Source organism: Streptomyces sp. NPDC039424, from assembly GCF_055639495.1.
In genome coordinates this window covers 20,208-46,486 of record NZ_JBVKAI010000033.1, presented here as the reverse complement: position 1 = coordinate 46,486, position 26,279 = coordinate 20,208, and the positions used below count along the sequence as shown (strand labels likewise).

General features: G+C 74.2%; 18 protein-coding genes. 3 read left to right on the top strand and 15 right to left on the bottom strand.

Annotated elements, in window-relative coordinates; all coding sequences use genetic code 11:
• Window positions 1-16 precede the first annotated feature (16 nt).
• From ACZ7L0_RS42130 to ACZ7L0_RS42110, 5 genes are all read right to left on the bottom strand, one after another.
• Entirely contained in the window at window positions 17-1,432 is a 1,416-nt protein-coding gene (locus ACZ7L0_RS42130) for an NAD(P)/FAD-dependent oxidoreductase (RefSeq protein ID WP_471247900.1), read from the bottom strand.
• Window positions 1,429-1,878, bottom strand: a complete 450-nt coding sequence (locus ACZ7L0_RS42125) for an SRPBCC family protein (RefSeq protein WP_471247899.1) — start codon at window positions 1,876-1,878, stop codon at window positions 1,429-1,431. Before ACZ7L0_RS42125 ends, ACZ7L0_RS42130 begins: the two co-directional genes overlap by 4 nt.
• A gap of 151 nt (window positions 1,879-2,029) precedes the next feature.
• A complete protein-coding gene (locus tag ACZ7L0_RS42120; protein ID WP_471247898.1) occupies window positions 2,030-3,265 on the bottom strand; it encodes an LLM class flavin-dependent oxidoreductase in 1,236 nt (411 codons plus the stop codon).
• A 261-nt stretch (window positions 3,266-3,526) separates the two neighbouring features.
• Window positions 3,527-4,795: a sensor histidine kinase gene (locus ACZ7L0_RS42115; RefSeq protein WP_471247897.1), complete on the bottom strand. Its 1,269-nt coding sequence runs from the start codon at window positions 4,793-4,795 to the stop codon at window positions 3,527-3,529.
• A gap of 213 nt (window positions 4,796-5,008) precedes the next feature.
• On the bottom strand, window positions 5,009-5,986 hold the full coding sequence (locus tag ACZ7L0_RS42110; protein ID WP_471247896.1) for a hypothetical protein: 978 nt from the start codon (window positions 5,984-5,986) through the stop codon (window positions 5,009-5,011).
• A 231-nt stretch (window positions 5,987-6,217) separates the two neighbouring features.
• Here ACZ7L0_RS42110 and ACZ7L0_RS42105 point away from each other — a divergent pair, with 231 nt between their 5' ends.
• Window positions 6,218-11,557, top strand: a complete 5,340-nt coding sequence (locus ACZ7L0_RS42105) for an amino acid adenylation domain-containing protein (protein WP_471247895.1) — start codon at window positions 6,218-6,220, stop codon at window positions 11,555-11,557.
• Between the two features lie 19 nt (window positions 11,558-11,576).
• Here ACZ7L0_RS42105 and ACZ7L0_RS42100 read toward each other — a convergent pair whose 3' ends face one another.
• A complete protein-coding gene (locus tag ACZ7L0_RS42100) occupies window positions 11,577-12,788 on the bottom strand; it encodes a helix-turn-helix domain-containing protein (protein ID WP_471247894.1) in 1,212 nt (403 codons plus the stop codon).
• A gap of 221 nt (window positions 12,789-13,009) precedes the next feature.
• Here ACZ7L0_RS42100 and ACZ7L0_RS42095 point away from each other — a divergent pair, with 221 nt between their 5' ends.
• Window positions 13,010-13,213, top strand: a complete 204-nt coding sequence (locus tag ACZ7L0_RS42095; protein WP_471247893.1) for a hypothetical protein — start codon at window positions 13,010-13,012, stop codon at window positions 13,211-13,213.
• A 54-nt stretch (window positions 13,214-13,267) separates the two neighbouring features.
• Here ACZ7L0_RS42095 and ACZ7L0_RS42090 read toward each other — a convergent pair whose 3' ends face one another.
• From ACZ7L0_RS42090 to ACZ7L0_RS42055, 8 genes are all read right to left on the bottom strand, one after another.
• Window positions 13,268-15,370, bottom strand: coding sequence for a condensation domain-containing protein (locus ACZ7L0_RS42090; RefSeq protein WP_471247892.1), 2,103 nt, complete (start codon window positions 15,368-15,370; stop codon window positions 13,268-13,270).
• Window positions 15,371-15,455: 85 nt separating this feature from the next.
• Window positions 15,456-16,163, bottom strand: coding sequence for a response regulator transcription factor (locus ACZ7L0_RS42085; RefSeq protein WP_471247891.1), 708 nt, complete (start codon window positions 16,161-16,163; stop codon window positions 15,456-15,458).
• Window positions 16,164-16,237: 74 nt separating this feature from the next.
• Window positions 16,238-17,092: a 4'-phosphopantetheinyl transferase family protein gene (locus tag ACZ7L0_RS42080; protein WP_471247890.1), complete on the bottom strand. Its 855-nt coding sequence runs from the start codon at window positions 17,090-17,092 to the stop codon at window positions 16,238-16,240.
• A 31-nt stretch (window positions 17,093-17,123) separates the two neighbouring features.
• On the bottom strand, window positions 17,124-18,917 hold the full coding sequence (locus ACZ7L0_RS42075; RefSeq protein WP_471247889.1) for an acyl-CoA dehydrogenase family protein: 1,794 nt from the start codon (window positions 18,915-18,917) through the stop codon (window positions 17,124-17,126).
• 98 nt (window positions 18,918-19,015) lie between these two features.
• Window positions 19,016-19,972: an aromatase/cyclase gene (locus tag ACZ7L0_RS42070; protein ID WP_471247888.1), complete on the bottom strand. Its 957-nt coding sequence runs from the start codon at window positions 19,970-19,972 to the stop codon at window positions 19,016-19,018.
• Between the two features lie 76 nt (window positions 19,973-20,048).
• Complete coding sequence (locus ACZ7L0_RS42065; protein WP_471247887.1) at window positions 20,049-20,840, bottom strand: SDR family NAD(P)-dependent oxidoreductase; 792 nt, start codon at window positions 20,838-20,840, stop codon at window positions 20,049-20,051.
• On the bottom strand, window positions 20,837-22,621 hold the full coding sequence (locus tag ACZ7L0_RS42060) for an FAD-dependent oxidoreductase (protein ID WP_471247886.1): 1,785 nt from the start codon (window positions 22,619-22,621) through the stop codon (window positions 20,837-20,839). The genes ACZ7L0_RS42065 and ACZ7L0_RS42060 overlap by 4 nt, the downstream gene beginning before the upstream one ends.
• Window positions 22,611-24,551 carry an AMP-binding protein gene (locus ACZ7L0_RS42055; protein ID WP_471247885.1) on the bottom strand — a complete coding sequence of 647 codons (1,941 nt, stop codon included), beginning with the start codon at window positions 24,549-24,551 and terminating at the stop codon, window positions 22,611-22,613. Before ACZ7L0_RS42055 ends, ACZ7L0_RS42060 begins: the two co-directional genes overlap by 11 nt.
• Window positions 24,552-24,721: 170 nt before the next feature.
• Here ACZ7L0_RS42055 and ACZ7L0_RS42050 point away from each other — a divergent pair, with 170 nt between their 5' ends.
• On the top strand, window positions 24,722-25,153 hold the full coding sequence (locus ACZ7L0_RS42050) for a nuclear transport factor 2 family protein (RefSeq protein WP_471247884.1): 432 nt from the start codon (window positions 24,722-24,724) through the stop codon (window positions 25,151-25,153).
• A gap of 11 nt (window positions 25,154-25,164) precedes the next feature.
• On the opposite strand, the gene ACZ7L0_RS42045 is transcribed toward ACZ7L0_RS42050, so the two are convergent.
• On the bottom strand, window positions 25,165-26,103 hold the full coding sequence (locus tag ACZ7L0_RS42045; RefSeq protein ID WP_471247883.1) for an MBL fold metallo-hydrolase: 939 nt from the start codon (window positions 26,101-26,103) through the stop codon (window positions 25,165-25,167).
• Window positions 26,104-26,279: the final 176 nt, after the last annotated feature.

Genomic DNA, 26,279 nt, shown 5'->3' with positions numbered 1-26,279 from the left:
CTCGTGGGGTGATGTGTCAGCTGGCCTTGCGGAACAGGTCGGCCTGGTCGCCGACGCGTGCGAACAGGTCCCCGATCTGCGGGAACTGGGCGATGGCCTGTTCGCTGGTCAGCGGCGGCTTGCCGGGACCGCGCAGGACGGCTGCCAGCAGGGGCAGCGACATCAGTCCGCTCTGCGGACCGCGCAGGGTGCTGACCTCGTAGACCGCGCGCAGTACGTCCTCGTTGGCGCACGCGGTGCGGGCGTAGCGGGCGCTCATGCTCTGCTGCATGGCCGCGCCGCGGACGGTGATGTTGGTCTCGACACCGGGGAAGAACAGGTCGTTGGTGCTGGCCATGGTCCAGGGGCCGGTGCCGACCTTGGCGATGTCGTTCTGGACGGCGCGGGACAGTCCGGGGCGCAGGCCGTGGGTCTTCAGGCGGGTGCGCAGGGCGAGGGCGCTGAAGGCGGCCATCGACATGCCGGTGGCGTAGTTGGGGCTGAGCACCATGACGGCGTCGCCGATGGCGAGGAACCCGTCGGGGACGGGCAGCTTGTGCCAGTAGCGACGGCGGTTGGCCAGGCCCCGGGAGCCGCGGACCTCGGTCAGCGGGCGTGCGGTGGCGATGAGGTCGGCGACGATCGGGGCGCGCACGTCGCGGGCGAACTCCAGGAAGCCCTCGTCGACGGTGGGCGGCTGGCCGCCCTTGGTGCCGATGAGGGAGACGATCCAGCGGCCGTCCTCCTGCGGCATGAACGCGGCGCCCTTGCCGGGCTGTCCGGTGCCGGGGACGGTCTGGATGAGGACGCCCGGGAAATCCTTGGGAGCTTCGACGGGGGCCTCGTACTCGCGGCCGGCGTAGGCGAGTCCGGCGTCGACGTACTCCTCCTTCACCTGGGGCAGGCCGAGGTCGGCGATCCACTGGGGTGACTTGGAGCGGCTGCCGGAGGCGTCGACGATGAGATCACCGGTGATGACGGCCTCGGAGCGGTCGGCGCGTTCGACGCGGACGCCGGTCACCTTCTCGGCGTTGCCGACCAGGCCGAGCGCCTTGGTGGACTCCAGGACGGTGACGGTGCCCTCGGACAGGACCTGGCTGCGGACGACGTGGTCGATGAGGGGCCGGCTGCAGGCCACGGTGTACGACTCGTCGGCGAAAGTGCGGAACCAGCCCTCGGAGGAGAGGGTGAGGATGTCCCGGCCCATCCTGAGGGTGTGGGCGCCGGCCGCGGTGAGGCGGGCGAGCGTGCCGGGCAGGAGCTGGTCGATGGCCTCGGCGCCACCGGCCATGAGCATGTGGTTCTGCCGGCCCTGCGGCAGGCCTTTGCGCTGGCGAGGCCCGTCGGGGTAGACGTCGCCCTCGATGACGGTGACCTTGTCCGCGTGCCGGGTGAGCACCCTTGCGGCGAGCAGGCCCGCGAGGCCGCCGCCTATCACCACTGCTTCGGTCATCGCACGCTGCCCGTCTGTGCGGTGCGGCGCTGGGCCTCCTGCTCCAGCGCCTTGAAGGTGGCCCGGGTGTCGCCCTGGAACGCCTTGGCCCAGAACAGGCGGAAGACGGGGGTGAAGGGGCCGTGGACCTCTACGCGGCGGCTGACGGCGACCTTGCCGGGGCCCTCCGCGCGGTAGGTGTTGATGATCAGCATCTTGCCGCCGGGCATCGGGGACCGGGTCGTGTAGGAGCGCTTGTCCTCGACCTTGGTCACCTTGAACGGGCCGCGCCGGCCGGAGACGATACGGGAGAGCGTCCAGCCCTCGCTGCCCGCCTCGAACGGCCCCTCGAAGCCGCACTCGAGGACGTGCGGGTCCCAGGTGGCCCACGACGGCACGTCGGAGACCGTCTGCCAGACCGCGTCGAGTTCGGCTTCTATCGTGTCCGACTCTTCGAACGCATACATGTCGGAATACCTCTCAGCTCCAGATCACGGAAATTGTGCGGCGTTCCGGCACGGGACGAGCCCTGCGCAAGGGATTCTCAAGCGGTTTGCGCCGGGACGGCTCGGCGGTGCCTTGCGCGCCGTCGGGAAGTGCTCACCGAGTGCCGGTGATTCAGCTCTCGGTCGCGGGTGCCGGGTTCTGGAATTCCTCCATGTCCGTACGGATGACGTAGTCGGACACGTCCACGACGGAGTTCTCGATGCGTTCCAGGGCGTTCTTGACCGGGTCGGCCAGACGTTCCCGCTTGGCGGTTTCCGAGGCTTCGCGGCGCTCGGCGAATTCCGGCATGACCTCGCGGGCGAAGAGTTCCAGGGACTCGCAGATGTGCTCGTGCTTGTTGGCGCCGAGCTGCACCTGGAAGATGATCTCGTCGACGCCGGCCTCCTCCTGGATCCGGATCATGTCGGCGAGCTTCTGCGGGGTACCGATGCCGCGGCGGACCACCATGTCCATGCGGGCCGCGTTCTCCGGCGGCACCGGCGGCTTCTTGGCGAACTCCGTCTTCAGGTCGGTGGTGCCGGGGCGGTGGGCGCCCTGCACGTAGAAGTGCATGAAGGAGTTGACGTAGAAGTCGACGCCGCCGAGGGCACGCTCGTAGGCGGTCTCCTCGTCGGTGTGGCACAGGAACGGCAGGGCGACGGCGAAGTTGGCGTTGACCGCCTTGCCGACCGGGACGCACTCGTCGGACTCGATGATCCGGTAGTAGGCCGCGACGCGCTCCTTGGCCTCCTCGGGCGTCATGAAGGCGAAGGAGAGGGCGCCGACGCCGTTGCGGGCGGCGGTCTCGACGGTCTCGGGGGAGCTGCAGGCCACCCACAGCGGCGGGTGCGGCTTCTGCTTGGGCTTGGGCAGCACGTTGCGCGGCGGCATGTCGATCCACTTGCCCTGGTGCCCGGTGAAGGGGACCTCCGTGAACATGCGGGTGATGACGTTGATCGCCTCGCGCCACTGGTCGCGCTTGGTGGCCCGGTCGATGTTGAAGGCGCCGAGCTCGTGCTGGGTGCTGCCCTGTCCGGAGCCGAACTCCACACGTCCGCCGGAGATCAGGTCCAGCATGGCGATGCGCTCGGCGACCCGGGCGGGGTGGTTGACGGCCGGCGGCAGGGTGACGATTCCGTGGGCGAGGCGGATGTTCTTCGTGCGGGCGGCGGCCGCGGCGAGAAATACCTCGGGCGCGGAGGAATGGGAGTACTCGTCGAGGAAGTGGTGTTCGGACGCCCAGACGGTGTCGAAGCCCAGCCGATCGGCGAGTTCGATCTGCTCCAGGGCTTCGTTGACCACCCTCTCCTCCCCGTCCTCGCTCCACGGGCGTGGATTCTGCAGGAGATAAATCAGGCCGAAGCGCATGCTCGCTCCTCATCGTCGACAGGAATGTCACCGCTGCCGAAAGCACGGCATCAACGGGTTTTCGCCGACCACTTCCTGGCAGAGGACTTCCCTGTGGAAGCAGGCTCGGCCACGGTATGAGGAAAGAGTTCTCGACCGCTCCCCCTACAAGCCCCTTAGCAGCCTTGAAGGCACCCCGTCGCGGTGGCCGAGCCGGACCGGCACGGGCGCGGGGCGGGTGGGGGCAGGGCCCACGACCCCTACGACGGCCGAACCGCACCCCTAACTGTGGGGTTCGGCGGCGAGCAGGGCGCAGGGCAGTTCGATGGTCGCCGAAGTGGGGCCGCCGGGAGGGCTGTTGAGGGTGAGGACGCCGTCGAAGGCGCCGAGCCTGCGCTCGATGCCGAGGAGACCGGTGCCCCGCGCGGGGTCCGCGCCGCCCTTGCCGTCGTCGGTCACGGTGATCCGCAGCATGCCGTCCTCGTGCCGCATGTCGACCCAGACGCGCTGTGCCTCGGCGTGCTTGGCCACGTTGGTCAGCATCTCCGACACCGCGAAGTAGGCGGCGGCCTCGACGGGCGCGGACAGGCGCCCGATGGGCTCGACGGCGACCTCGGTGGTGAGGGGGATGCGCAGCGCGAGCGCGCGGACGGCGTCGCACAGGCCGCGTTCGGCGAGGACCGGCGGGTGGATGCCCCGCACCAGCCGGCGCAGCTCGTCGAGCGCCTCGGCGGAGGACTCACGGGTCTGAGCGAGCAGTTGCGCCGCCTTGTCCGGGTCGGTGCGCATCAGATGCTCGATGGTGCCGAGGCTCATGCCCATCGCCACGAGCCGGGCCTGCGCGCCGTCGTGCAGATCGCGTTCGATGCGCCGCAGCTCGGCCGCGGAGACGTCCACGGCGTCCGCCCGGGACTCGGTGAGGTGCGCGACGCGCAGCTCCAGGGCGCGTTCCCGGTCCGGGGCGAGGAAGGCTTTCGTGAGCAGGGCGTGAGCCCGCAGCACGGCGGGCGCCGAGCGCAGGCCGACGGCGATGAACCCGACGCCGAGGGCGGCCGCGGCCAGGGCGGTGAGCTGGCTGTCCACGGGCACGAAGGCGTACCAGTAGCCGATGTCGCGCATGGGCCGCCACACTCCGGCCGCGAGGACGAGGCCCCAGGCGCCGTAGACGACGAGTACGGCGCAGAGCATGCCCAGCAGAAAGCCGGCGGTCGGGTCGACGATGAGCCACAGCAGCTCCCGCCAGGTCACCCGGTCCGTCAGCAGCCACCGGCAGCGCCGCAGCACCCCGGCCGGCCCACCCCCGAACCGCGGCGCCCGCCGATAGGGCGCGGCGATCTCCACCCCGCTGCCCGAGCGGGCCAGCCGCCGGCGGAAGCCCGCGTGCGCGCGGGTCGCCCGGACGAGCCAGGGCGTGGTGAGCGCACCGATCCCCACGACCAGCAGCGCGACCGACACCACCGACAGACAGAACAACACGAGCGAACATCCCAAGGCCAGCAACGCCAGCCCCGCCCCTCGCGCCACAGCCGCCAGTCCGGCCCGAACGCTCATGCCGCCTCCTTCACATCGGGGTGCCTGCCGCCGGGGTGGCTGTCGGGCGGTGACCGAGCGGGCGTCCACGGGCGCTCCAGTGGGCCGCGGCAGCGTGAGCGCTCATCGGCAGCGTCGGCGCGCTCGGCCGTCGCCTGACCACACGCCTTCTGCTGCCCCTTCGACCACCCCCGTCTCGGATCCCCCCTCCGAGTCGAGCAGGCCCCTGTCGCTTCACCGGCAGGGGCCTGCTCGGTGTCGCGGGGTGGTGGGGGACAGGTCGGTGGCCCGGCGGAGGAAGGCTTCGGCGGCGCAGTGTTCGCCGAGGAGGGCGAGGGTGTGGCCGAAGTCGGCGAGGACCAGGGCGAGTTCGGGGCGGTCCTTGCTGCGGCGCAGTTCCACGGCGGCGCGGGCGAGGGTGCGCGGGCGGGCCGCCGGGTCCTCGGTGGCGGCCAGCAGGCGCAGGGCGATGCCGTGGTGGCGGGGGCCGAGGACGGGGGCGTCGGCCAGTTCCTCGGTGAGCAGGGCGCGGGCCCCGTCGGTATGGCCGAGCGCCAGCAGGGACTCGGCGGCGTCCGTGCGCCAGGGCAGGTGGGGGAGCCGGTTGGTGCCGGGCCTGCGGTGGGTCAGACGGCCCAGGGTGTCGAAGGCCGCCAGGGCGTCCTGGGCGCGGTGGGCGGTCAGGTGGAGACGGCCACGGGCGCGCAGCCAGGGCGCGTTCCGCCAGGCGGGCTCGGGCGGGGCGCAGCGGTCGAGGGCGGCGGCGGCTGCCTCGTGGCGGCCCTGGGCCAGGAGCGCCTGCGCGAGGACGGCGGCGGGCCATCCGTGCGGCTCGCCGTCGGCGGCGTCCGTCGCGGCGGCCGCCTCGTACTCGGCGGTGGTGGGGTCGCCGAGCTGGAGCAGGGCTTCGCCGCGCAGCGCGCGGAAGGCGGCCGACCAGGCGGGGGTCGGGGCGTGCGGATGAAGCCGGGCGCACCAGGCGGCGGTGCGGTGGGGGTGGCCGTTGTGCAGCAGGACGCGGGCCGCGTGCAGCAGATGCGGGGCGGGGGCCGCGGACGGCCCGGCGTGCAGGAGCCGTTCGGCGGCACGGGGGCCGAAGGGCCGGGCGGTGGGTGGCTCGGTGTACCAGTGCGGGGCGGTCTCGCGCGGCGTGATCCGGTCCCGTCGCGGCGGCTGCGCGACACGGGTGGTGCCGGGACTCGTGGTCGCCATGGGGTCAGTGAACCGGAAGGCCCGCGGCAGGAGCCACGAGCCTCCGGCGGGTCTTGAGCGTTCCTCGGGTGAATCTGCGGGACGGGCCGAGGCGGGCCTGCCGGGCGGCCGATCGGGCCGCCGGTTCTCAAGCGGAACTCCAGCGCTTCACGAGAGAGCCACGGGATCCGGTTGCCAAGGTCATGGCAAGGCTTTGCCAGGCCTCGAGCCGCCGTCTAAGGAGCCCGCCCGATGTCCCTCTCCGACCTCGTCGAACAGCAGGTGCTCGCCCGCCCCGAGGCGGTCGCGGTCGCCTGGCCGGACGGCATCGCTCCCGGCACCGCTCTCACCTACCGGGAGTTGAGCCGCGCCGCCAACCGGCTGGCCGCGCACCTGACGGCGCGGGGCGTCGGCCCCGGGGACCGGGTGGTGACCTGCCTTCCCCCGGGCCCGGACCTGGTGACCGCGTTGCTCGCGATCGTGCGGGCGGGCGCGGCATACGTACCGCTCGACCCGAGCCACCCGGCCCGACGGCGACGGCTGATCGCACGCGACTGCGCCGCCCGGGCCGTGGTGACGGTGACGCCCTTCGCAGCGGACTTCACCGAGCCCGGCGGCCCGCACGAGGAGGACACCCCGAACGCCCGGACACCGTCCGCCCCCACCCTCGTCGTCCTCGACACCGAGGCCGCCCGCATAGCCGCCCGCCCCGACACCGCGCCCGCCATCACCGCCGCCCCCGACGACGCCGCCTACGTCTGCTACACGTCCGGGACGACCGGCGTGCCCAAGGGTGTCGTCGTACCGCATCGGGCCGTGCTGGACCTCGTACGGTCGGCGGACTACCTGCGGCTGGAGTCGTGGGACGTCGTGGCGCAGACCGCCAATCCGGCGTTCGACGCGATGACGTTCGAGGTGTGGGCGACGCTCGCGGCGGGCGGCCGGCTGGTCGGGGCGGACCGGGACACCGTGCTGGATCCGCAGCGGCTGGAGCGGTGGCTGCGGGCGCACGGCGTGACGGTGATGTTCCTGACGACGGCGTTGCTGCACCGGCTGGCCGACGAGCGGCCCGCGGCCCTCGGCCCGCTGCGGGCCGTGCTGTTCGGCGGCGAGGCGTGCGATCCGCGCCGGGTACGCCGGGTGTTCGAGGCCGGGCCGCCGGAGCGGCTGCTGCACATGTACGGGCCCACCGAGGCCACCACGTTCGCCACCTGGTACGAGGTGCGCGAGGCGCCCGGGGAGGACGCGACGACCGTTCCCATCGGCCGGCCCGTCGGCGCGACCACGGCGGTCGTCGTGGACGAGGCCGGGCATCCGGTGGAGCCGGGCGGCACCGGGGAGCTGCTGCTGGGCGGTCCGGGGCTGGCCCTCGGATATCTGGGGCAGCCGCAGTTGACCGCCGACCGGTTCATCGAGGACCGGATCACGGGCGGCGGGCTGCTGTACCGCACCGGCGACCGGGTGCGGCTCGGCGATGACGGCGAGCTGGAGTTCGTCGGCCGCACCGACGACCAGGTCAAACTGCGGGGCTTCCGGATCGAACTGGGGGAGATCGAGACCGTGCTGCGCGGGCATCCGTCGGTGTCGGCGGCCGTGGCCTCGGTGCAGCGGACCCCGGACGGCGAGCGCCGGCTCGTCGCGCATGTCGTACCCGCCGCGCCCGCGGCCCGCGCACCGCGGCCCGAGGTGCAGATGACCGAGTGGCGGGAGATCTACGACACCCTCTACGAGGACACCGGACGGCCCGGGCCCGGACCCGGCTTCGCGGGCTGGCACAGCAGTTACGACGACCGGCCGATCCCCGCGGAGCACATCCGCGAACTGGTCACGGCGACCGCGGAGCGCGTGCGGGAGCTGGGGCCGCGCCGGATCCTGGAGGTCGGCGCCGGTGCCGGGCTGCTGCTGGCGGAGCTCGCCCGGGACGAGGAGTGCGTGGAGTACTGGGCGACCGACCTGTCCGAGGCGGCCGTGGCGGCGCTGGAGTCCCGGGTCCGGGCGGATGCCCGGCTGCGGGACAGGGTGCGGCTGCTCTGCCGGGCCGCGCACGACACGGAGGGCCTGCCGCAGGGCCGTTTCGACGCGGTCGTCGTCAACTCGGTGATCCAGTACTTTCCCGGCTTCGGTCACTTGCGCGCGGTCGTCGAGCGGCTGCTGCCGCTGCTCGCGCCGGGCGGCTCGCTGTTCCTCGGCGACGTGCGCAACCTGGAGCTGTCGCGCTGTCTGCAGACCGGCGTCACACTCGCCCGCGCCGCGGACGAGGATCCCGCCGCGGTACGCCGGGCGGTGGCCCGGCAGGTGGAGCTGGAGACGGAACTGCTGCTGGCGCCAGCCCTGTTCGCGGGCCTGGCCCGGGAACTGCCGGCGGTGCGCGCGGTCGACGTCCGCGTCAAGCGGGGCGTGCACGGCAACGAGCTGAACCGGTACCGCTACGAGGCCGTGCTGAGCACCGCGGAGCCCGTCGCCGACCTGGCGGACGCACCGCGGGTGCGCTGGGGTGCCGAGATGGCGGACATCGCGAGCCTTCAGGCGTACTTGTGCGACCGCCGGCCCGCGGTGCTGCGGATCACCGGGGTGCCCAACGCGCGCGTGCACGGCGAGTGGGCGGCGACGCGCGAGCTGGACGACCCGGCGGGCGGCGTCGCGAAGGCGGCCGCGCTGCTGGGCGAGGCGTGCCCCGCGCCCGACCCGGAGGAGCTGTGCGCCGCCGCCGAAAGCCTAGGCTTCCGGGCGCTGCCGACCTGGTCGCCCGGCGCCCCGGAGGCGCTGGACCTGGTGCTGCTGGCGCCGGATGCCGTGCCGCCGGGGCCGCTGACGTCGGTGTACGCGGCGCCGGTCCGGGCGCCCGAGCGGTGCGTGAACACGCCCAATGCCTTCGACCGCACCGTCGACTTCGAGGCGGCCCTGCGCTCCCGGCTGCGGGAGCGGCTGCCCGACTACATGATCCCGGCCGCGCTGGTGACGCTGGACACGCTGCCGCTGACCTCCGCCGGGAAGGTGGACCGTGCGGCGCTGCCGGTGTGCTCGTTCACCTCCGGCCGGCCCGGGACCCTGCCGGGCACGCCCGTGCAGGAGATCCTGCGGGATCTGTTCGCCGAGGTGCTGGGTGTGCCGCGGCGGGTGGTGCACGCCGACTCGGACTTCTTCCGGCTGGGCGGCCATTCGCTGTCCGTCGCCCGGCTGCTGAAACGTATCCGTGGGGTGTTCGGTGCCGCGCCGGGCAGCCGTGCCCTGTACGACGCCCCGACCCCGGCACTGCTGGCGGACCTCGTCGGCGATCCGGCGCCCGCGGCGACCGGGCCGATCGCGTCGGCGACGGACAGCGCGGTGCTGCCGCTGAGGCTGCGCGGCGCCCTGGACATGGAGGCGCTCAAGGCGGCGCTGGCCGATCTGGGCCGACGGCACGAGGCCCTGCGCAACTCGCAGCTGGGGTCGGCGGGCACCCGGCTGCGGACCCTGTCGGCGGAGGACCACGTCCTGGAGCTGGCGGTACCGGCCGCCGACGTCGACCAGTGGTCCCAACTCCCCCTGGCCGCGGACCTGGCCCGCGCCTACGAGGCCCGAGCCACCGGCGACACCCCCTGGTGGCCGGCCCCGTCCTACGACGAGGTACCGAGGTCCCGCCGCGGCGACGTACCTCCGACCCCCCTGCCGGGAACACCGAACGTTCCACCGTCCGGCCCGGCCGGCACCCTCACCTCACGTGTCGACGCCTCCCTGCACGAGCGGCTGTCCCGGTTCGCCGCCGAACACGACGCGACCCTGTTCATGGTGGTGCACGCGGCGCTGGTGGTGCTGTTGCAGCGGCTCGGGGCGGGTGCCCGTACCACGGTGGCCGCGCCGGTGCCGGCGCGCGGCAGCGACCCGCTGCGCCGGTCCGTCGGCCCCTTGGGGCGGGTGCTGGCGCTGACCGTGGACGGCTCGGGCGATCCGTCGTTCGCCGAGCTGCTGGCGCGGGTCAAGGCCGTCGCCCTGGCCGCGTACCGGGACGGCGCGGCTCCGCTGGCCGAGCCGGGCGGGGTGTCGCTGACGGTGCTGCAGCACGCGGACGACGTGTACGAGGCGGCCGGCCTGTCCGTGCAGCCGGAGCCCGCCCAGCTGCCCTGTGCCTGCTCGGAGCTGGCGCTGACCCTGATCGAGCGGCAGGACTCCGCCGGCCGGCCCGCGGGCATGACCGTGACGGCCGTGTTCCGGGCCGACGGGGTCGGCGAGACGGTGGCGGCGTCGCTGACGCGGCAGCTCGTCGCCGTACTGGAGTCGGCGGACGCCGCGCGCCGGGTCAGCGGGCTGCGGCTCACCGCTGCCGGGCCGCGGCAGGACGATCGCGGCTGGGCGGGCGAGGCACTGCGGCTGCCGCGGGCGACCGTCGCCGGGCTGTTCGCCGAGCGGGTCGGACGCGGCCCCGGCGAGCCGGCGCTCGCGGGCGCCGACCGGGCCGAACTCGACTCCCGTTCCGACCTGTTGGCGCATGTTCTCGTCGAGCACCGGGCGGGCCCTGGCACGGCGGTGGCGACGGCGATCTCCTCGCCGGCGGCGTTCGCGGTGGCGGCGCTCGCCGTCGCCAAGGCCGGTGCCGCCCTGCTGCCGCTCGACCCGGCACAAGGACTGCCCGAGGGGGCGCGCCCGGTGGTGCTGCTGCTGGACGAGGCCGCCGACCGGCAGCTGCCCGCCGTGCCCGGCGCGGTACGGCTGGTGCGGCACCCGGCGGCCGAGACGCTGGCGGCCGGCGGCCGCTGGCCGGTACGGGACAGCGACCGGGTGCGACCGCTGTCCCACGCCGATCCGCTGGTGCTGGCGCCCTGCGGGGACGGCCTGGTCGCCGTCGGCGCCGAGTCCGTCGTCGCCGAGAACGTCACCGCACGCTCCGCCGACGGGCGGCGGGCCGCCTGGCTGGTGCACGGCTATCCGGACGCGGACGCCGTGCTCGGCCTGCTCGGCGCGCTGGCCTCCGGCCGCCATGTCGTCGTACCGCCCGGCTCGCTGCTCGCGTCCGGCGCGCCCGCGCTGCTGCGCTGGCTGCGCGAGCAGCGGGCGCCCCTGGTGCTCGGCGGCGGCGCGGACCGGGACCTGGTCGCGCTGGCCCGGGCCGAGGGCTGGGTGCTGACCAAGAGCGGCGGCACCATGGAGGGCCGGCTCGTCGTCGAGCACGGTCCGGGCGCGCGGACCCGGCCGGTGCCCGGCCATCGGGTGTACGTCCTCGACGCGGCGATGCGGCCCGTGCCGCCCGGTGCCACCGGCGCCCTCTACATCGGGGGCGTCGGCGTCGCCCAGGGGTACGCGGGGCTGCCGGGCGCGACCGGCGAGCGCTTCGTGCCCGACCCGTTCGGCGCCGCCTCGGGCACCGCCCGCATGTGGCGGACCGGACGGTCGGGCCGCCTGGACGCCGACGGAGAGCTGCACGTGCTGGACGAGCCGTGGGCCGGCGACCCGTACGCGGACGCCTGCGCCACCTTCGTCGTCGTCCGGGACGAGCGGGGCCGCAGCGCCCTGTGGCCGGCGTCCGCGGCCGTACCGGCCGGCTGGTCCACCACCCGGGCGGAGGGCCTGTACGAGGTGTGCGTCGACCACCTCAACACGGCCCCGGAAGGGATGTGACGGCCGGCGGTGCGCCGGATCACCGCTCCCGGCTCGTCAGCAGCAGGTCGGCGACCACGCCCCACAGTTCCGCCGCGAGATCGACACTGGCGTCGTTCTGGGCGCGCAGGGCCAGGGCGCGCAGAGTGTGCAGGGCGCTGTCGTCGCCGGCTAGGAAGCGCAGTCGGCCGCGCAGCACGTCGAGGCGGACCCGGTCGCGGTAGGTCATCCTGGGTTCTTCTCCGGCCAGCCGGTCCAGCAGGGCGCGCGCCTCGTCGTGGCGGTCGGTGTGGAAGGCCAGTTCGGCCCTGAGGAGGGTCAGTTCCTGCCGCAGTGCGGGCGTGCCGACGAAGGCGAGCGCGGACTCGGCGGCGTCGACGCACCGCCCGGCGTCGTCCGTGCGCGGCGGGGTGCGCTGGAGGTGGAGGCGGGCCGCGGCGAGCCGGAGCCGCAGCCACAGCACCAGGTCGTCCCCGCCGGGGAACCCCTCCAGCGCCTGGTCGAGGAGGAGTTGGGCGGCGGCATGCTCGCCCTGCCGCACCCGGACGGCGGCCGCGGTCCACATCGCCTCGGCCCACAGGGTGTCGCGGCGGCCCTCGACCAGGTCCGTCAACTCGTCGGCGTGCGCGCGTGCGTCGGGCAGCCGGCCCGCCTCGGCCTCCACCGACACCAGCACCAGCAGGACCCGCGCCCGGTCCGCGGCGCCCAGGTCGTGGGCGTGGGCCAGGTCGTGGGCGGTGGCGGCGGACCGTACGGCGGGGACGATCTCGCCCAGGGAGCGCAGACAGCGGGCCAGTCCGGTCAGGCCGCGCACCCGCAGCTCGGCCGTGCCGATCTCCTCGCCGAGTTCGACGAGCGCGTCGAGCCGCGCCCGCTCCCCGGCATGGTCGCCGGCCGCCCGTCGCGCGCGGGCCAGCAGCCACAGCGCCTGCCAGCGCAGTACGGGGTCGGCGTCGCCGTCGGCCGTGAGCGCCCCGCCGACGATCTCGGCGGCGTCGTCGGCGCCGGTGGAGGCGGCCAGCGCAAGCGCGTCGGCCAGCGAACCGGCCGCGGGCGCGGCGAAGGCGTCCGGCGGCACACCGAGCCGCTCGGCGAGGTAGCCGACGGCGCTCGGGGTGGGCCGGCGGGCGCCGGTCTCCAGCCGGGAGAGGTAGCCGGTGGACATGCCGTCGCCGGCCAGCGCGGTCTGGGACAGGCCTTGGGCGACCCGCAGTTGACGCAGGCGCCGGCCGAACGCGGGCTGCAGGAGCATGGTGCCCGAGGCTAGGCATCCGGCAAGGGCCGGGCAAATGGTTGCCAGGCTCGATGGGGCGCCTCTCAGGCGGAGTTGACGTGTTCCTCACGCCGTCGTCGAGCGTTCCTCAAGCGGTCTTCTGGCGGATCCGGGGAGGCTCTCAAGCGTCAGGGCAACTATCGGGAGGTCCCCATGAAGCATCCGATCCTGTCCGACGACGACATCGGCTGGCCGAAGCGATGAGCGCCTCGGGCGGCGAGCGCCCCCCTTTGACGCGCGAGGAGTCGATGCTGCTGGGCGGGGCCGCCAACGCGGTGACCCTGGCGGGCTCCGCGTCGGCGGTCTGGGCGGCCTGGCGGGCCCTCTCGCGCGCACGCCGCGCCGACGGGGCTTCGCCGGGCCGTAGTACGGCCGACGGCGCCGGGACCCTCGTAAAGCCGTAGTACAGCCGGTGCGGCCGGAATCCACGTGAAGCCGTACGACGTGCGGGCGTGCTGTCAGTTCCGCACGGCCTCACGCAGCGCCCGCGCCAGTTCGCGGGCGCCTTCGTCGTCCTCGCCGCTGCCGAGCACCACCAGCGGCGCGTTGCGGCCCGGGGCGGCGAGGTGGCGGGCGATCTCGTACGCGACGGCGCCCGCGCCGGAGAAGCCGCCCAGCACCAGGCGCCCGCCCGCGCCGACGACCGGGGCGAGCGCGGCGGCGCCGTGCCGGGTGACGTCCGCCGTGGCCCGCAGGACGACAAGCTCCTCGGGGCCGTCGTAGCAGCGCACGAGGCCGCGGTACCACGCCTCGGGTGCGCCGGGAGCGGCGACCAGGCAGATCGTGGCCACGCCGGGGACGACCGCCGCCCGCAGCGGCCGGAGCGTCCCGGCCGCGCCCTCGCGGGGTGTGCGGCGCTCGTGGAGCCAGGGCGTCGGGATGGCGTCGAGGGAGTCGAGCACCTCGGCGACGGTGGTCGACTCCCCTGCCGTGTACGGCAGTCGGCGCAGCAGCCGGGCGCTCTGCGAGAGCAGGGCCTGCGTCGTGTCGTCCTCCAGGCGTTCGCGGTCGTGGACCGCGGACAGCACCAGGCCGCCCTGCCCGTCGTGGTGGGCGAGGACGCCGAGCGCGCTCGCGGTCCGCGCCGCGGCCGGGACGGGGTGTTCGACGGTCACGCCGTGCGCGGCGAGCGCGCCGGTCAGGCGCTCGTCGGGGCGCGGGATGTGCTCGAAGGCCAGCAGCGTCTCGGCGGGAGCCGTGCCGGCCCGGCCGAGCCACTCCTGGATCCGGCCGGCCGGCATCCACTCGTAGGCGGCCATGTCGATGGCGCGGTCCCTGAGGGTGCGCAGCAGCCGTTCCACCGTGTCGGCCGGGTCGACCTCGACGGACAGCGGGAGCGGGCCGGCGAACGGGCCCGGGATGCGCTCGATGTCCTCCAGCAGGATGCCGCGGCCGGAGAAGGAGACTCCGAAGCCGACCTGGAGGGGCCCGCGGACCGCGCCGGAGGCCCGGTACAGCAGCATCGCCCACACCGCGTGCAGGGCGCTGGACTCGGTGGCGCCCCAGCGGGCCGCCCAGTGCGCGAGGCGGGTCGTCTCGGCCTTGGACAGCCGGGTGCGGCTGCGTCCCGCGCCGTCCTGGCCGGTGTGCTCGCCGGGGGCGGCGCGCGGCAGCGGGGTGGGTGCGGCGGCCTCGGTGCGGCGCCAGAAGTCCCGGGCGGGCGCGGGGTCCTGACGGTCCAGCCAGCGGGTGTAGTCGCGCAGGTCGGGGCGGCGTTCGCCGCCGGGCAGGCTGCCGCCGGCGAGGTAGGCGCGGTAGAACTCGCGGACCAGTACGCGCACGCTCCAGCTGTCGAGCAGGGCGCGGTGGTAGGTGAGGACCATGTCGGTGGCCGGCTCGTCCTGGAAGGAGCGGGCGGGCGGCCCGTCGAGGAGGGCGATGCGCAGCAGGCCGGGGCGGCGCAGGTCGAAGCCGCGGGAGCGTTCGGCGGCCATGAGGTCCTCGCGGCCGGCGAAGGTACCGTGCGCGTGGTGGGCCACGTCCGGTGCGCAGGTGTCGAACAGGACGGCCCTCGGCTGCGGGTCCCAGACGAACGCGGAGCGCAGTACGGTCTCGCAGTCGAACACCGCCCGCCAGGCCGCGGTGAGCCGACCGGTCTCCAGCGGCCCGTGCCAGCGCCAGGCGAGCTGCTCGACCTGCTGGTCGGGCCCGGTGAGGGCGTCGGCGAGGAGTTCACGCTGGAGCGGGGTGACGGCGAAGGTCTGCGGCAGCGGCCCGTAGGTGCTCACCCGGGCGGTCTCGCCGTCGGCGGCCGGGGCGGGGTCGGGCGCGGCCACCGGGGTGCTGGTGAGCAGGTCGGCGAGGAGGCCCGCCGGATAGGGCGTGGGGCCGCCGGCCGGGGAGGGCAGTTCGAGCGTGTGGTGGTCGGGCCCGTGCCGGTGCAGCCGCAGCCGGTCGGTGGGCGGCGTGGGATGGCCGGTGGCGATCCGGTCCAGGGCGGCCTGGAAGAGGGCCATGTCGAGCCGGCCCCGCATTTCCAGCACCGGCCGGGACTCCTGGGTGCGGTGTCCGGGGTCGAGGACCACGGTCATGGTCGGTGCCGAGGCGCGGTCGGTCGGCATCGGTTGTCCTCCTCTCCTGGCTCGGGCACGGACCTTCGATCATGAAGGGCTGCGCCACGCGCTGCTGACACGGTGCTGACACGGGTCAGCAAGGCTGGCGCAGGCCGGTCTCGAAGGCGTAGATCGCCGCGTGGACCCGGTTGCGCAGGCGCAGCTTGTGCAGCAGGTTCTGCACATGGGTCTTGACGGTGTGCTCGGAGAGGGAGAGCAGGCGGGCGATCTCGCCGTTGGACAGGCCCCGGGCGAGTAGTTCGAGCACTTCGCACTCGCGCTCGGTGAGCTGGTCGGGGCTGACCCGGGAGACCTGCGACTCCCGTGCGGGGGCAGTGCGGTGCGGCGGCTGCGACGTCTCGTGCACGAGGGTGTAGCCGGCGGCGGCCAGGACGACGGCGGAGGCCAGCTCGCCGGCGGTCGCGGTGGCGGGCAGATGGCCGTGGGCGGGGCCGGGGCCGGGGGCGGCCTCGCCGACGGTCAGCACGCGCACGCCGTCGCCGGCGGCGCGGGCGAGGTCCTGGGCGCGGTCGGCGGGCAGCGGGCCGTGGACGACGAGGACGTGCGGGCGGTGGGCGCGCAGTCCTGCCGCCGCCTGATCGGGGGTGCTCTCCCCGGTGACGCGGATTCCGGAGCGGCCTTCGAGAAGGGTGCGGATGCCGACCCGGGCGAGCGGGTCGGCGCCCACGACATGGACGCGCACGGGAGCGGTCTGGGGGGCCGGGGCGGGCTTGTCCTCCCAGGTGCGGGGCAGGGCCTGGGCCGTGGGCAGTACGTGCAGGGTGGCGTACCGCTCGTCCATGGCTGCCTCCTCACACTCGACACCGGTCACCGTAGTGGCGTGCGTGGCCGCTCCCTGTTTTCTCCGTCGGTCCCCTAGCGTTCCGCGAGCGGCTCTGCGGCTGTGGCGTGTTCCTGGGCGACGAGTTCGGCGACCGCCCCGAGGAAGCCGTCGTCGAGCATGGTCTCGGCCCGGGTGTCGTGGGAGGGGTCGAGTCCGCAGTCGTGGCAGGCGATGCTGACGAGGTAGCGGCCGAGTGTGGGGTAGGTGCCGAAGGCCCACTCGCCGCGGGCGGCGGGCCGGCCGTCGGGGGCGAGGAGCGCGGGGCTGCCGACGCCGAAGCCGAACTCGGTGAAGGGCAGCCTCAGTCCCTGGCCGATGGCCTTGGTGTAGGCCTCCTTGAGGGTCCACAGCCGCAGCATGGCGGCGGACTGCTCCTGTTCGGGGAGGGTGGCGAGTTCCCGTTTCTCGTCGAAGGTGCACACATGGTCCTGCATGAGCTCGAACGACATGCGCCGTCCGGCGGGTTCGGTGTCGACGCCGATGCGGCCCAGGCGGCTGATGCCTACGGCGATCAGTTCGTCGGTGTGGGTGAGGCTGAGGTCGAGCTGGTCGAAGCCTCGCACGTAGGGGCGCCCGCCGAGCCGGTAGGCGAGGTCGATGTCGCCGGGGTCGAGGCCGAGGGCGGCGGCGGCGGTGTGTTTGACGGCGAGCCGGGAGGCGGCGAAGCGGGTGCGCACGACCGGGTTGGGGGTGCGCTTGTAGCGCGTCCAGTCCCGTCCGAGCAGGGCGCGCAGGCCCGGATTGCCGACGATGGTGGGCAGCCACTCGCCCCAGGAGGTGCTGATGGTGGCGTTGCCCCGTACGGTCAGGTCCTCCTGGACCTGCTGCCACGGTCCGCGGGGGCCGATGTGCACGGGCGGTGAGATGCGCGGGTCGTTCTCGGTCATCGCCGTGCCCTTCCTGCGGTGGTCGTCTCGGTCACTGGGCCGGCGCCGTGGCGTCGAGGTCGCAGGAGCGGCCGGCGCGGAAGCGGCGTACCAGCTCCTCCAGGACCATCTCGGCGCAGCCCTCCGGCAGGTCCGGCACGGGGACACCGAGGCGGCCGCCGATCCGGGTGAGGGCGAGGACCGCCCAGGCGGGGGCCGCGAGGAACGGGTCGGAGCCGTCCTGGCCCTCCCACACGCCGAGGACCGCGGCGGCGGCGAGGACGAGGGCGTAGCGGTCGCTGAGCACGCACACGGCGGGGTCGGCGAGGGTGCCCCGCGTGATCGGGGGAAGGTTTCGGCAGGCTTCGCGCAGGGCGCGCAGTTCGGTGACGAAGGCCTCGGCGAGGGCGGCGAGCGCGGCCAGCTGTCCGCCGACGCCGCGCAGGTCGGCGAGGCGGGCGGCGGAGCCGACGAGGGACGCGGCGAGGAAGTCGCCCCCGCCGGCGATGGACAGCAGCCGGTAGTCGAGGGCGGGCAGGTCGGCGCCGGTGCGGAACAGCTCGGGCGGCGGTTCCTGGTCGGCGAACCAGGAGCGTTCGGCGAGCGCGCGCAGCTGCGGGACGATCACGGCCTGGCAGGCGGCGGTGCCGGCGTGGCCGAGTCCGGCCACCGGCAGGTCGCGGACGAGTTTGTCGAGGGCGCCGTACTCGGCGCTGCCGCGTTCGTAGCCGCGCGAGCCGAGCACGGTGGAGAGCTCTTCGAGGTTCTCCCGCAGCAGGTCGGGGACCACGTACTTGACGGCGGCGGCGAGCACATGGGTGCGGTCCGGCAGCAGGCTGAGAGCGCGCAGCGCGACGGTCGCCATGCTGTCGCAGGCCAGCAGGTCGGCGAAGATGCCGGTGAGGGGGCCGAGCCAGCGGTTGGCGACGGGGCGGGAGCGGCCGGCGGTGACGGCGCGGACCGCGGAGTGCAGCACGGTGTCGGCGGCCGCGACGACGGTGCCGGCGATCAGGCACCGGTTGACCTGGTAGGTGCGCAGGGCGAGGGCCACGCCCTCGCCGGGCCGGCCGACGAGGGTGCCTTCGGGCACCGGGCAGTCGGTGAATTCCAGGCCCGAGAACCGGCAGCCGCGCATCCCGGAGGTCTCCACGCGCGGCAGGTGGTGTACGCCGTCCGCGAGTTGGTCCGGGTGCAGCAGCAGCACGGAGTGGCTGCGGGGGGTGCGGGCGGAGTCGGTGCGGGCGTAGACGACGTAGGCGCCGGCGCGGGCGGCGTTGATGATGACGTCCTTGCGGCCGCTGAGCAGATATCCGCCGCCGTCGGCGGGCCGGGCGGTGAACTCGTCGCGCAGGATGGCGTTGGCGTGCGCGAGTTCGTGGTGCACGATCGCGGCCCTGCCCTGGCCCAGCAGGAGGGCGGCGGTGCCGCGGCGCTGCTGCTCGTTTCCCGCCGCCCACACGGCGGAGGTGGCGAACAGCGAGGTGATGCCGGAGCCGAAGCCGAGGGCGACGTCCCGGCGGAAGACGGGGCGCAGCACCTTGGCCAGCAGGTCGGCGCGGGTGAGGCGGCCGCCGTACTCGGCGGGCACGAACTCGGCGCCCAGGCCGGTCTCGGCGAGCAGCCGCTCGGTCTCGACGGGCACCTCGCGGCGGTCGTCGGCGTCGAACAGGGCTTGCAGACCGTGCGGGTTGGCCGGGTCGTGCGGGTCGCCCAGCAGTGTCTCCAGCCGTGCGGCACGGCCGAGCGCGGCCGTCTCCTCGGCGGAGCGCGGCCGCACGCCGTCGGCGCGGGCCGCGAAGGTCTCGGCTGTGGTGGCCATGGTGGGGTGGATCAACTCCTTCGTCATGGACCGCCTCCGCCACACCGCGCCCCGGCCCCGACGAGCAGTCCATCAAAGAGTGCTGGAAAGGCGACTGACATGCGCTCGCACGCCGCTGGAGTCCTTCACAGCATCCGGACGGCCGACTCCGCGTACCGCTTGGCCAGTTGGAGCGTTGCCGTGCTGTTGCGGCCGAGGGCCTCGCGGACGTAGCGGCGGGCGTCGGCGACGGTCGCGCCGGGTCCGAGGACCCGTTCGACGGCCTCCTCGCGCAGCACCACGCTGTGCTGGGAGGTGACCGTGACTCCGGTCTCGTCCGGGACGACCGACCACTCGCCGGTGTGGGCCGTCATCAGGGCGGGCGTGACCGTCTGCTTGTAGACGATGCGGCCGGCGTGCGGGAAGCACACCCGCACCGATTCCGTGGTGTGCACGGAGCCGTCCGCGGTCGTCGTGTCCATGGACATCACCTGCACTCCCGGGGTGTCCTCGGTGACGTCGAGGCGGGAGACGTGCGGGACGCGCTCGGGCCACTGGTCCACCTGGTACAGGAAGTCGTAGATCAGCTCGGCGCCGCCCTTGACCCGGACCGAGTCCTCGAAGACGAGGATCAGTTCGTCCAGCCGGCTCCACTTCTCGGCGATCCGGCTCAGGTTCCCCAGCTCGGTGCGGCTGTTGGTGTCCACGGCCTTCTCGACCCACGCCACGCCCTCGGGGTCGTCGCCCTCGACGGTGAAGTCGTGCAGCAGCGTCAGCCGGCTGCGCTGTCCGTCGAGCTCCTCGACGATCCAGGTGCCGAGCATGCTCTTGACGGGCGCGGCCGGCAGGTCCTGGCGGAAGGTGATCCGGCGCTCCGCCGGGGACAGCTGCCGACTGGAGGTCCAGGACCTGACCTGCCCGTTGGCGGTGGCCCACATCCTGACGCGCTCGTCGCGCCCGTCGAACTCCAGCTGCTCGACGTGCACGTTGGGCGGGAAGTACCAGGGCCAGCGTGTGGCGTCGGCGATCAGGCCGTAGACCACTCCGGCGGGGGCGGCGACGTCCACGTCGTGCGCTGTCGTGTGCACTCGCTCGGCGGCCATGTGTGTCGGCACCCTCTCTGTGCGGCTCGGTATCTGCGGGTACGGCTCGGTGGCGGCCGTACGGCTCGGTGACGGCTCAGTAGTTGCCCAGTCCGCCGCAGACGTTGAGCGCCTGCGCGGTGATGGACGCGGCCTGCCGGGTCGTCAGATAGCCGACGAGCCCGGCGACCTCCTCCGGAGTGGAGTAGCGGCCGAGGGGGATCTTCGCTTCGAACTGCTCCAGCACCTCGTCGGTGGTGGTGCCGAGCGCGGCCGCGTAGCCCTGCCGGACCCGTTCGGCCATCGGGGTCTCGACATAGCCGGGGCAGACCGCGTTGACGGTGATGCCGGACGGGGCGAGTTCCTTGCCGAGGGCCTTGGTGAAGCCGACGACGGCGTGCTTGGAGGCGGAGTAGGGGGCACCGAGGACGACGCCCTGCTTGCCGGCGGTGGAGGCGATGTTGATGATCCGGCCGTCGGGGTTGCCGGTGATGCCGCCGTGGTTGAGGACCTCGCGGGTGAGCAGGAAGACGCCGGTGAGGTTGGTGTCGATGACGTCGTGCCACAGGTCGTCGCTGATGGACGCGGTGGGGCCGCCGCCGCTGCGTCCGGCGTTGTTGACCAGCACACCGATCGGGCCGAACGTGTCGACGGCGGTGCGCACGAGGGTGGCGAGGGAGTCGGCGGAGCGGACGTCGGCGGCCGCGCCCTCCACTTCCAGGCCTTCGGCGCGCAGGTCCTCGACGGTCTGCTTGACCTTGTCCTCGCCGCGGGCGCACAGGAAGACGCGGTGGCCGCGCTGCCCGAGCTCGCGGGCGACGGCCAGGCCGATGCCGCTGGTGCCCCCGGTGACCAGGGCCACGGGCTTGGGCTGCGTCGCTGTCGTCATCGGCTGTCCTCCAGTCCGGCGATGGTGCTCAACACGCTGTCCCGGCCCGCTGGAGGGGCGGACGAGGAACCCTTGAGGACGGGCTTGCGGGTGCCGAGACCGAGCGCGGTCAGCGTGTGCCGCCAGTCCTCTGCGGTCAGCCGCGGGCCCCGGGCGGCGACATAGCCGTCGGGGCGGATCAGCAGCCAGCCGCCCGCGCCGAGGCCGAGCGTGTCGCGCAGGGTGCGGCCGGGGTCGGGCAGCGGATGGGGGGCGGTGCCGGGGCGGGCGCCGACGGTGCGTACGGACAGCCAGTCGTCGTGCCCGGCCGCCGCCCGCAGCGCGACCCGGGCGGATGTGGCGCCGCCCTCCGTGCACAGCAGCGTCCAGCGCACATCGCGCAGTTCGGCGGCGAGCGCGTCCGGCCCGGGCTCCCCCGCGTGCACGGCGGCGGCCGCGGACGCCCGCGCACCCGGTACGGGGCCGGTCGCGGACGGCAGCGGAAGCCCACCGGCACCCGGCACCCGCACCTGGGCACGGCGGATCCGGGACCCGGCGCCGGTCAGCGGGGGCCGTGCGGTGCGGGCGGTCTCGACCGGCAGGGTCAGCGAGGAGTCGCCGTAGCCGATGCGCAGCCCCGACATGCCGCCGAGGACCTTGCGCTGGATGGCGCGGCGCAACGGCGGCACATTGCGTACGACGGTGAAGACGACCGGCAGCGCGGCCGCGGCGAGGAGGTTCTTGAACTGCACGAGGAAGGTGGCCGTGCGGGTCGAGCCGAGCAGGGCCCGCCCGATGGGCACCCGTTCCTCGCTGTAGGTGTCGAGCAGCTGCCGTCCGGCGTGCCCGCGGGCGACGTCGGCGAGCTTCCAGGCGAGGTTGTACGCCTCCTGGATGCCGGTGTTCATGCCCTGCCCGGAGGCCGGACTGTGCACATGGGCGGCGTCGCCGGCGACGATCACGCGGCCCTCGTGCATATGGGGCACCATGCGCTGCTGGAAGGTGAACACGGAGGTCCACTCGGGTTCACCGACGGCGACCTGCCGCCCGAGCCCGGCGCTCAGCTTGCGGGAGAAGCGTTCCCGCGCACCGTTCGCACCCTGTGTGCCGGGCGCGGTGTCGAGCAGCCGCCAGTGCCCTTCGCGGGCGTAGGGGACCATCATCAGGGCCTGTCCGCCGGTGTGGGCCCAGTAGATGCTGTCCGGCGGCAGGCTGGTGCGCACGGGCGCGTCGGCGAGCATCCAGGTGTCGCGGCTCTCCCCGATCAGCGGCAGACCGAGCTGCTTGCGGACGGTGCTGTGCCCGCCGTCGCAGCCGACGAGCCAGTCCGCCGTGACGATCTCCGTGCCGCCGTCGGACCGCTCCAGCCGCACTCGTACGGTGTCGGCGTCCTGTTCGAAGCCGGTCACCTTCACACCCCACTCGACGGCGACGCCCTGCGCGGCGACGGCCTCGCGCAGCACGGCCTCGGTGGCGGTCTGCTCGACGATGAGGCTGAACGGGTAGCGGGTCGGCATGCTGGAGTAGTCGGCCTCCAGTCTGACCAGCCGCCGCCCCGAGGCGAACATGGTGAACGCCCGGTTCTCCCGGCCGCGTTCGCGCAAGGCGCCGACGACGCCCATCTGGTCGAGGGTCTCCAGGGTGCGCGGGTGCACGGCGACCGCCCGGCTGGTGCGGGCGGGCCCGGCGGCGGCGTCGACGAGGCGGACCCGCAGCCCCCGGCGGGCCAGTTCGTGGGCGGCGGTCAGGCCCACCGGGCCCGCGCCGGCGACGAGGACCTCGGGCCGCTGGTCAGCGGGCACCGGCGGCCGCCTCGACCGACTCGTACAGACCCGGCTCGGCGGTGGCGTGCTGGACGAGCTGCTGGATGAGGGCCCGGAACTCCTCGCTGCGCGCGGCCTGCTGGTGGGAGGCGGCGTCCTCCCACACGGCGTACTCCAGGAAGGTCCGCGGGTCGCCGACGTGCCGCAGGGTCTTGTTGCGGACGTGGCCGGGCTGGGCGCTCATGTAGGCGGTGAGGCGGTCCTTGACGGCCAGGAACGTGTCGAGGTCGCCGTGCACGGTCAGCTTGTTGACGAAGGTCACCATGGTGTCTCGCTCCTTGGGGAAGGGTCGGTCGATGGGTCGGGCGGTCTGTTCCGCGGCGGCCCGCAGCCGCAGCCGGCTGCGCGTCTCGCGGCGGTCGGGCTTGCCGCCGGCGTTGCGGGGCACGGCGTCGAGCGCCTCCAGGCGGCGGATGCGGTCGGCGTGGCCGAGGCGGGCGTTGGCGTGTTCGGCGACGGAGTCCAGCACGTCGAGCCCGCCGGGCAGGGTGTCGCCGTAGCCGCCGGGGATCTCGCGCAGGACGACTCCCGCCCAGACGACGGCGCCGTGCACGGGGTCGGGCCAGTCGGCGACGATGCACTCGGCGACCCGTGGGTCCTCGGCGAGGACGCGTTCGACGGCGGTCGGGGAGACGAGTTCGTTGTCGTACTTGAAGACGTCGCCGAGCCGGTCGACGAGGTGCAGGCCGCCGACGTCGTCGAGGTAGCCGACGTCGCCGGTGGTCAGCCAGCCGTCGGCGTCGACGGGCGAGGGCTCGTCGTCGAGGTAGCCGGCCATCACCTGCGGGCCGCGGATCTGTATCTCGCCCGTGGACCACACCTCGACGGGTTCGCGGTCACCGAGGGAGACGATCCGGCATTCGGTGCCGGGGATCGGGGGGCCGACGGCGCCGGGCGCGGGGTCGGCGTCGAGCCGCTGGTTGTGGGCCAGCGGGGAGAGTTCGGCGAGTCCGTAGCCCTGGACGACGGGGACGCCCAGGGTGTCACGCAGCCGGCGGGCGGCGGCGGGCGGGAGGGCGGTGCCGCCGGACAGTACGGCGGTCAGCCGCGGCCCGGCCGGAACGCCCTCGGTGTGCGGGTCGCCGAGCCGGTCGTCGGCGGCGAGCCGGCACAGCCGGGCGGGCAGCCCGTAGTAGTGGGTGGCGCCGACGCGGGCGGCAGCGCCCAGTGAGGCGACGGGGTCGGCTTCCCGGCACAGCGTCTGCGAGGCGCCCGCGTACACGGCCGAGTTGAGGTGCATGACGTGGTACAGCGGCAGATGGTTGAGAGTGACCGAGTCGCCGTCGAGCCGGTGGGCGAGCGCGATCTGCGCGGCGTTGGCGACGAGGTTGCGGTGGGTGAGCCGCACGCCCTTGGGCCGCCCGGTGGAGCCGGTCGTGAACTGCACGCAGGTGACGGCGTCGACGTCCGGCGCGGGAGCCTCGTACGGCCTGTCCGGTTCCGCCGATACGGCGCTCAGCGCCACGTCGAGCGGGATCGCCGCGCCGGGCACCACCCCGTCCCCGGCGTCGGTGACGACGATCGTGCGCAGTCGCGGCAGCCGGTCGCCGATCTTCGTGAGCAGTTCGGCGACGGATGCCGGCACGAAGGCGATCTCGACCCCGGCGGTGGCGCACACATGGCCGAGGGCGGCCTCGCCGAGCAGCGGGTTGATCAGGGCGATGGTGCGTCCGGCGCGGGCGGTGCCGTAGTAGGCGGCCGGGAAGACGGCGTCGAGGGTGTTGGCGACCCCGACGACGGCGGTGGAGGTGCCGGCCAGCCAGTGGGCGATCCGGTCGGCCGCGCGGTCGAGTTCGGCGAACGTCACCGTGCCGCCTTCGGTGGTGACGGCCGCGCCGCCCGGGTCGCGGTCCGCCGCACGGCGCAGCAGGCCGTCAAGCGGGATCTCCGGGTACGTGAGGGACGGCACGGGCGACCTCCTGGCTCGGATCGGACGGTCGGTGTTCACGGCTTGGGAAGCCTCACCGTCCGTGCCACGGCTTGAGGAGGCTTCGAAGAGTGCTCGATTTGTGCCGCAGAAGCTGTCCGCACCGGGTCGAGCGCCCACCTCGGCCCCCACACGGAAGCGGAGCCAAACCCATGCCGGATGCGACCGAGCCCAGCCTGCTGCTGTACGCCGAGGTACAGCGGTTCTACGCCCGTCAGATGCAGCAACTCGACCTGGGCAAGGCCGAGTCGTGGGCGTGGACCTTCACCGAGGACGCCGTCTTCGACGTACCGACGCTGCCCCAGCCGGTGCGCGGGCGGGCCGGGCTGATCGCGGCGGTGGAGCAGGCGCACACCCGGCTGGCCGAGGCCGGGGAGCGGCACCGGCACTTCATGGGCATGGTCGACGTCCTGGAGCGCGCCGACGGCACGTGGGACGTCCGCTCGTACACCACCGTCTACGCCTCGGTGGTCGGCGGCGTCTCCCGGGTGCACCGGGTGTGCGTGTGCGAGGACGTCCTGGTGCGGGAGGACGGCGAACTGCGGGTCGCGCACCGGAAGGTGACGCGGGACGACCTGCCCTGACACCAGCGGCCTCACGCGTGGCAGGCCGGCAGCCCCCCGTGGTACTCGGTCATCTCCCGGAACAGGGCGCCGACGTCGAGCGGGGTGCCGGGGGCGGCGCCGGCCAGTTCGGCGTAGGCCCGGTGCAGGTTGGGCACCAGACGCTCGCCGTCGCGGAGACCGGCGTACGGGCCCGGCCCTTCGGCGCGGGCGAGTTCGAGCGGGGACAGGCCGGCCGCGACACCCGCCTCCGCCCGCCGCGTGAGCCACTCGAAGTACTCCTCGTTGCCGTCGAGGAGTTCGGGCCCGCCGACCGGCCCGTGCCCCGGCACGACGACCGCCGGGTCCAGGGCCCGCAGCCGCCGCAGCGCGGCCAGCGACCCGGACACCGAACCCATCAGGCAGAACGGCATGACCCCGTTCATCACCACGTCCCCGGCGAACAGCACGCGCTGCCGCGGCAGCCACACCACCGTGTCGCCGGTGGTGTGGGCGGCGGGCCCGAGGTGGATCAGCTCGGCCCGGTCCTCCTCGCCCAGATGCAGGGTGAGACGGTCCCGGTACGTCAACCGCGGCAGCGTCAGCCGGATGTCGCCCCACTCCACGCCCGGCCACAGGGTGGTCAGGCCGAGCCCGGCCGCCGCCATCTCGGCGCGCGCGTTCTCGTGCGCGACGACGACGGCCTCGGGGAAGAAGCGGTGGCCGAAGGTGTGGTCGCCGTGGAAGTGGGTGGTGACCAGGGTGCGCGGCGGCGCGGCGGCGATGCGCAGGACCTCGCCGCGCAGGCGGCGGGCGCGGCGCTCGGTGGCCGCGGTGTCGACGAGCACGGCCTGACCGTCGGCGCCGACGACGAGCCCGGCGTTGCTCAGACACCAGCCGCCGTCCGGCTGGACGTAGGCGAAGACACCGTCGGCGACCTCGACGAGGCGGGCCAGGCTCTCGCTCGGGGAATCCACCAGGGTCTGGGGCATGGCCGCTCCTTGCGTGTCGTCGTCCCGGCTGCGTGCGCGCCCAGGTTCGCCCCGCCCGATGGAGAAGCTTTGGAGGACCGGTAAATCACCTTCCATAAATATTTTCACATTCACCCCCCGGTTGAAATCCAGCCAATGCAGCGGCATTTCAGGGAAAGCAGTAGACCGGAATTCGC

What these genes read in the sequence shown, in the direction of transcription:
- ACZ7L0_RS42130 (WP_471247900.1), bottom strand. Translation starts at nt 1,432, where the DNA reads ATGACCGAAGCAGTGGTGATAGGCGGCGGCCTCGCGGGCCTGCTCGCC.
- ACZ7L0_RS42125 (WP_471247899.1), bottom strand. Translation starts at nt 1,878, where the DNA reads ATGTATGCGTTCGAAGAGTCGGACACGATAGAAGCCGAACTCGACGCG.
- ACZ7L0_RS42120 (WP_471247898.1), bottom strand. Translation starts at nt 3,265, where the DNA reads ATGCGCTTCGGCCTGATTTATCTCCTGCAGAATCCACGCCCGTGGAGC.
- ACZ7L0_RS42115 (WP_471247897.1), bottom strand. Translation starts at nt 4,795, where the DNA reads ATGAGCGTTCGGGCCGGACTGGCGGCTGTGGCGCGAGGGGCGGGGCTG.
- ACZ7L0_RS42110 (WP_471247896.1), bottom strand. Translation starts at nt 5,986, where the DNA reads ATGGCGACCACGAGTCCCGGCACCACCCGTGTCGCGCAGCCGCCGCGA.
- ACZ7L0_RS42105 (WP_471247895.1), top strand. Translation starts at nt 6,218, where the DNA reads ATGTCCCTCTCCGACCTCGTCGAACAGCAGGTGCTCGCCCGCCCCGAG.
- ACZ7L0_RS42100 (WP_471247894.1), bottom strand. Translation starts at nt 12,788, where the DNA reads ATGCTCCTGCAGCCCGCGTTCGGCCGGCGCCTGCGTCAACTGCGGGTC.
- ACZ7L0_RS42095 (WP_471247893.1), top strand. Translation starts at nt 13,010, where the DNA reads ATGAGCGCCTCGGGCGGCGAGCGCCCCCCTTTGACGCGCGAGGAGTCG.
- ACZ7L0_RS42090 (WP_471247892.1), bottom strand. Translation starts at nt 15,370, where the DNA reads ATGCCGACCGACCGCGCCTCGGCACCGACCATGACCGTGGTCCTCGAC.
- ACZ7L0_RS42085 (WP_471247891.1), bottom strand. Translation starts at nt 16,163, where the DNA reads ATGGACGAGCGGTACGCCACCCTGCACGTACTGCCCACGGCCCAGGCC.
- ACZ7L0_RS42080 (WP_471247890.1), bottom strand. Translation starts at nt 17,092, where the DNA reads ATGACCGAGAACGACCCGCGCATCTCACCGCCCGTGCACATCGGCCCC.
- ACZ7L0_RS42075 (WP_471247889.1), bottom strand. Translation starts at nt 18,917, where the DNA reads ATGACGAAGGAGTTGATCCACCCCACCATGGCCACCACAGCCGAGACC.
- ACZ7L0_RS42070 (WP_471247888.1), bottom strand. Translation starts at nt 19,972, where the DNA reads ATGGCCGCCGAGCGAGTGCACACGACAGCGCACGACGTGGACGTCGCC.
- ACZ7L0_RS42065 (WP_471247887.1), bottom strand. Translation starts at nt 20,840, where the DNA reads ATGACGACAGCGACGCAGCCCAAGCCCGTGGCCCTGGTCACCGGGGGC.
- ACZ7L0_RS42050 (WP_471247884.1), top strand. Translation starts at nt 24,722, where the DNA reads ATGCCGGATGCGACCGAGCCCAGCCTGCTGCTGTACGCCGAGGTACAG.
- ACZ7L0_RS42045 (WP_471247883.1), bottom strand. Translation starts at nt 26,103, where the DNA reads ATGCCCCAGACCCTGGTGGATTCCCCGAGCGAGAGCCTGGCCCGCCTC.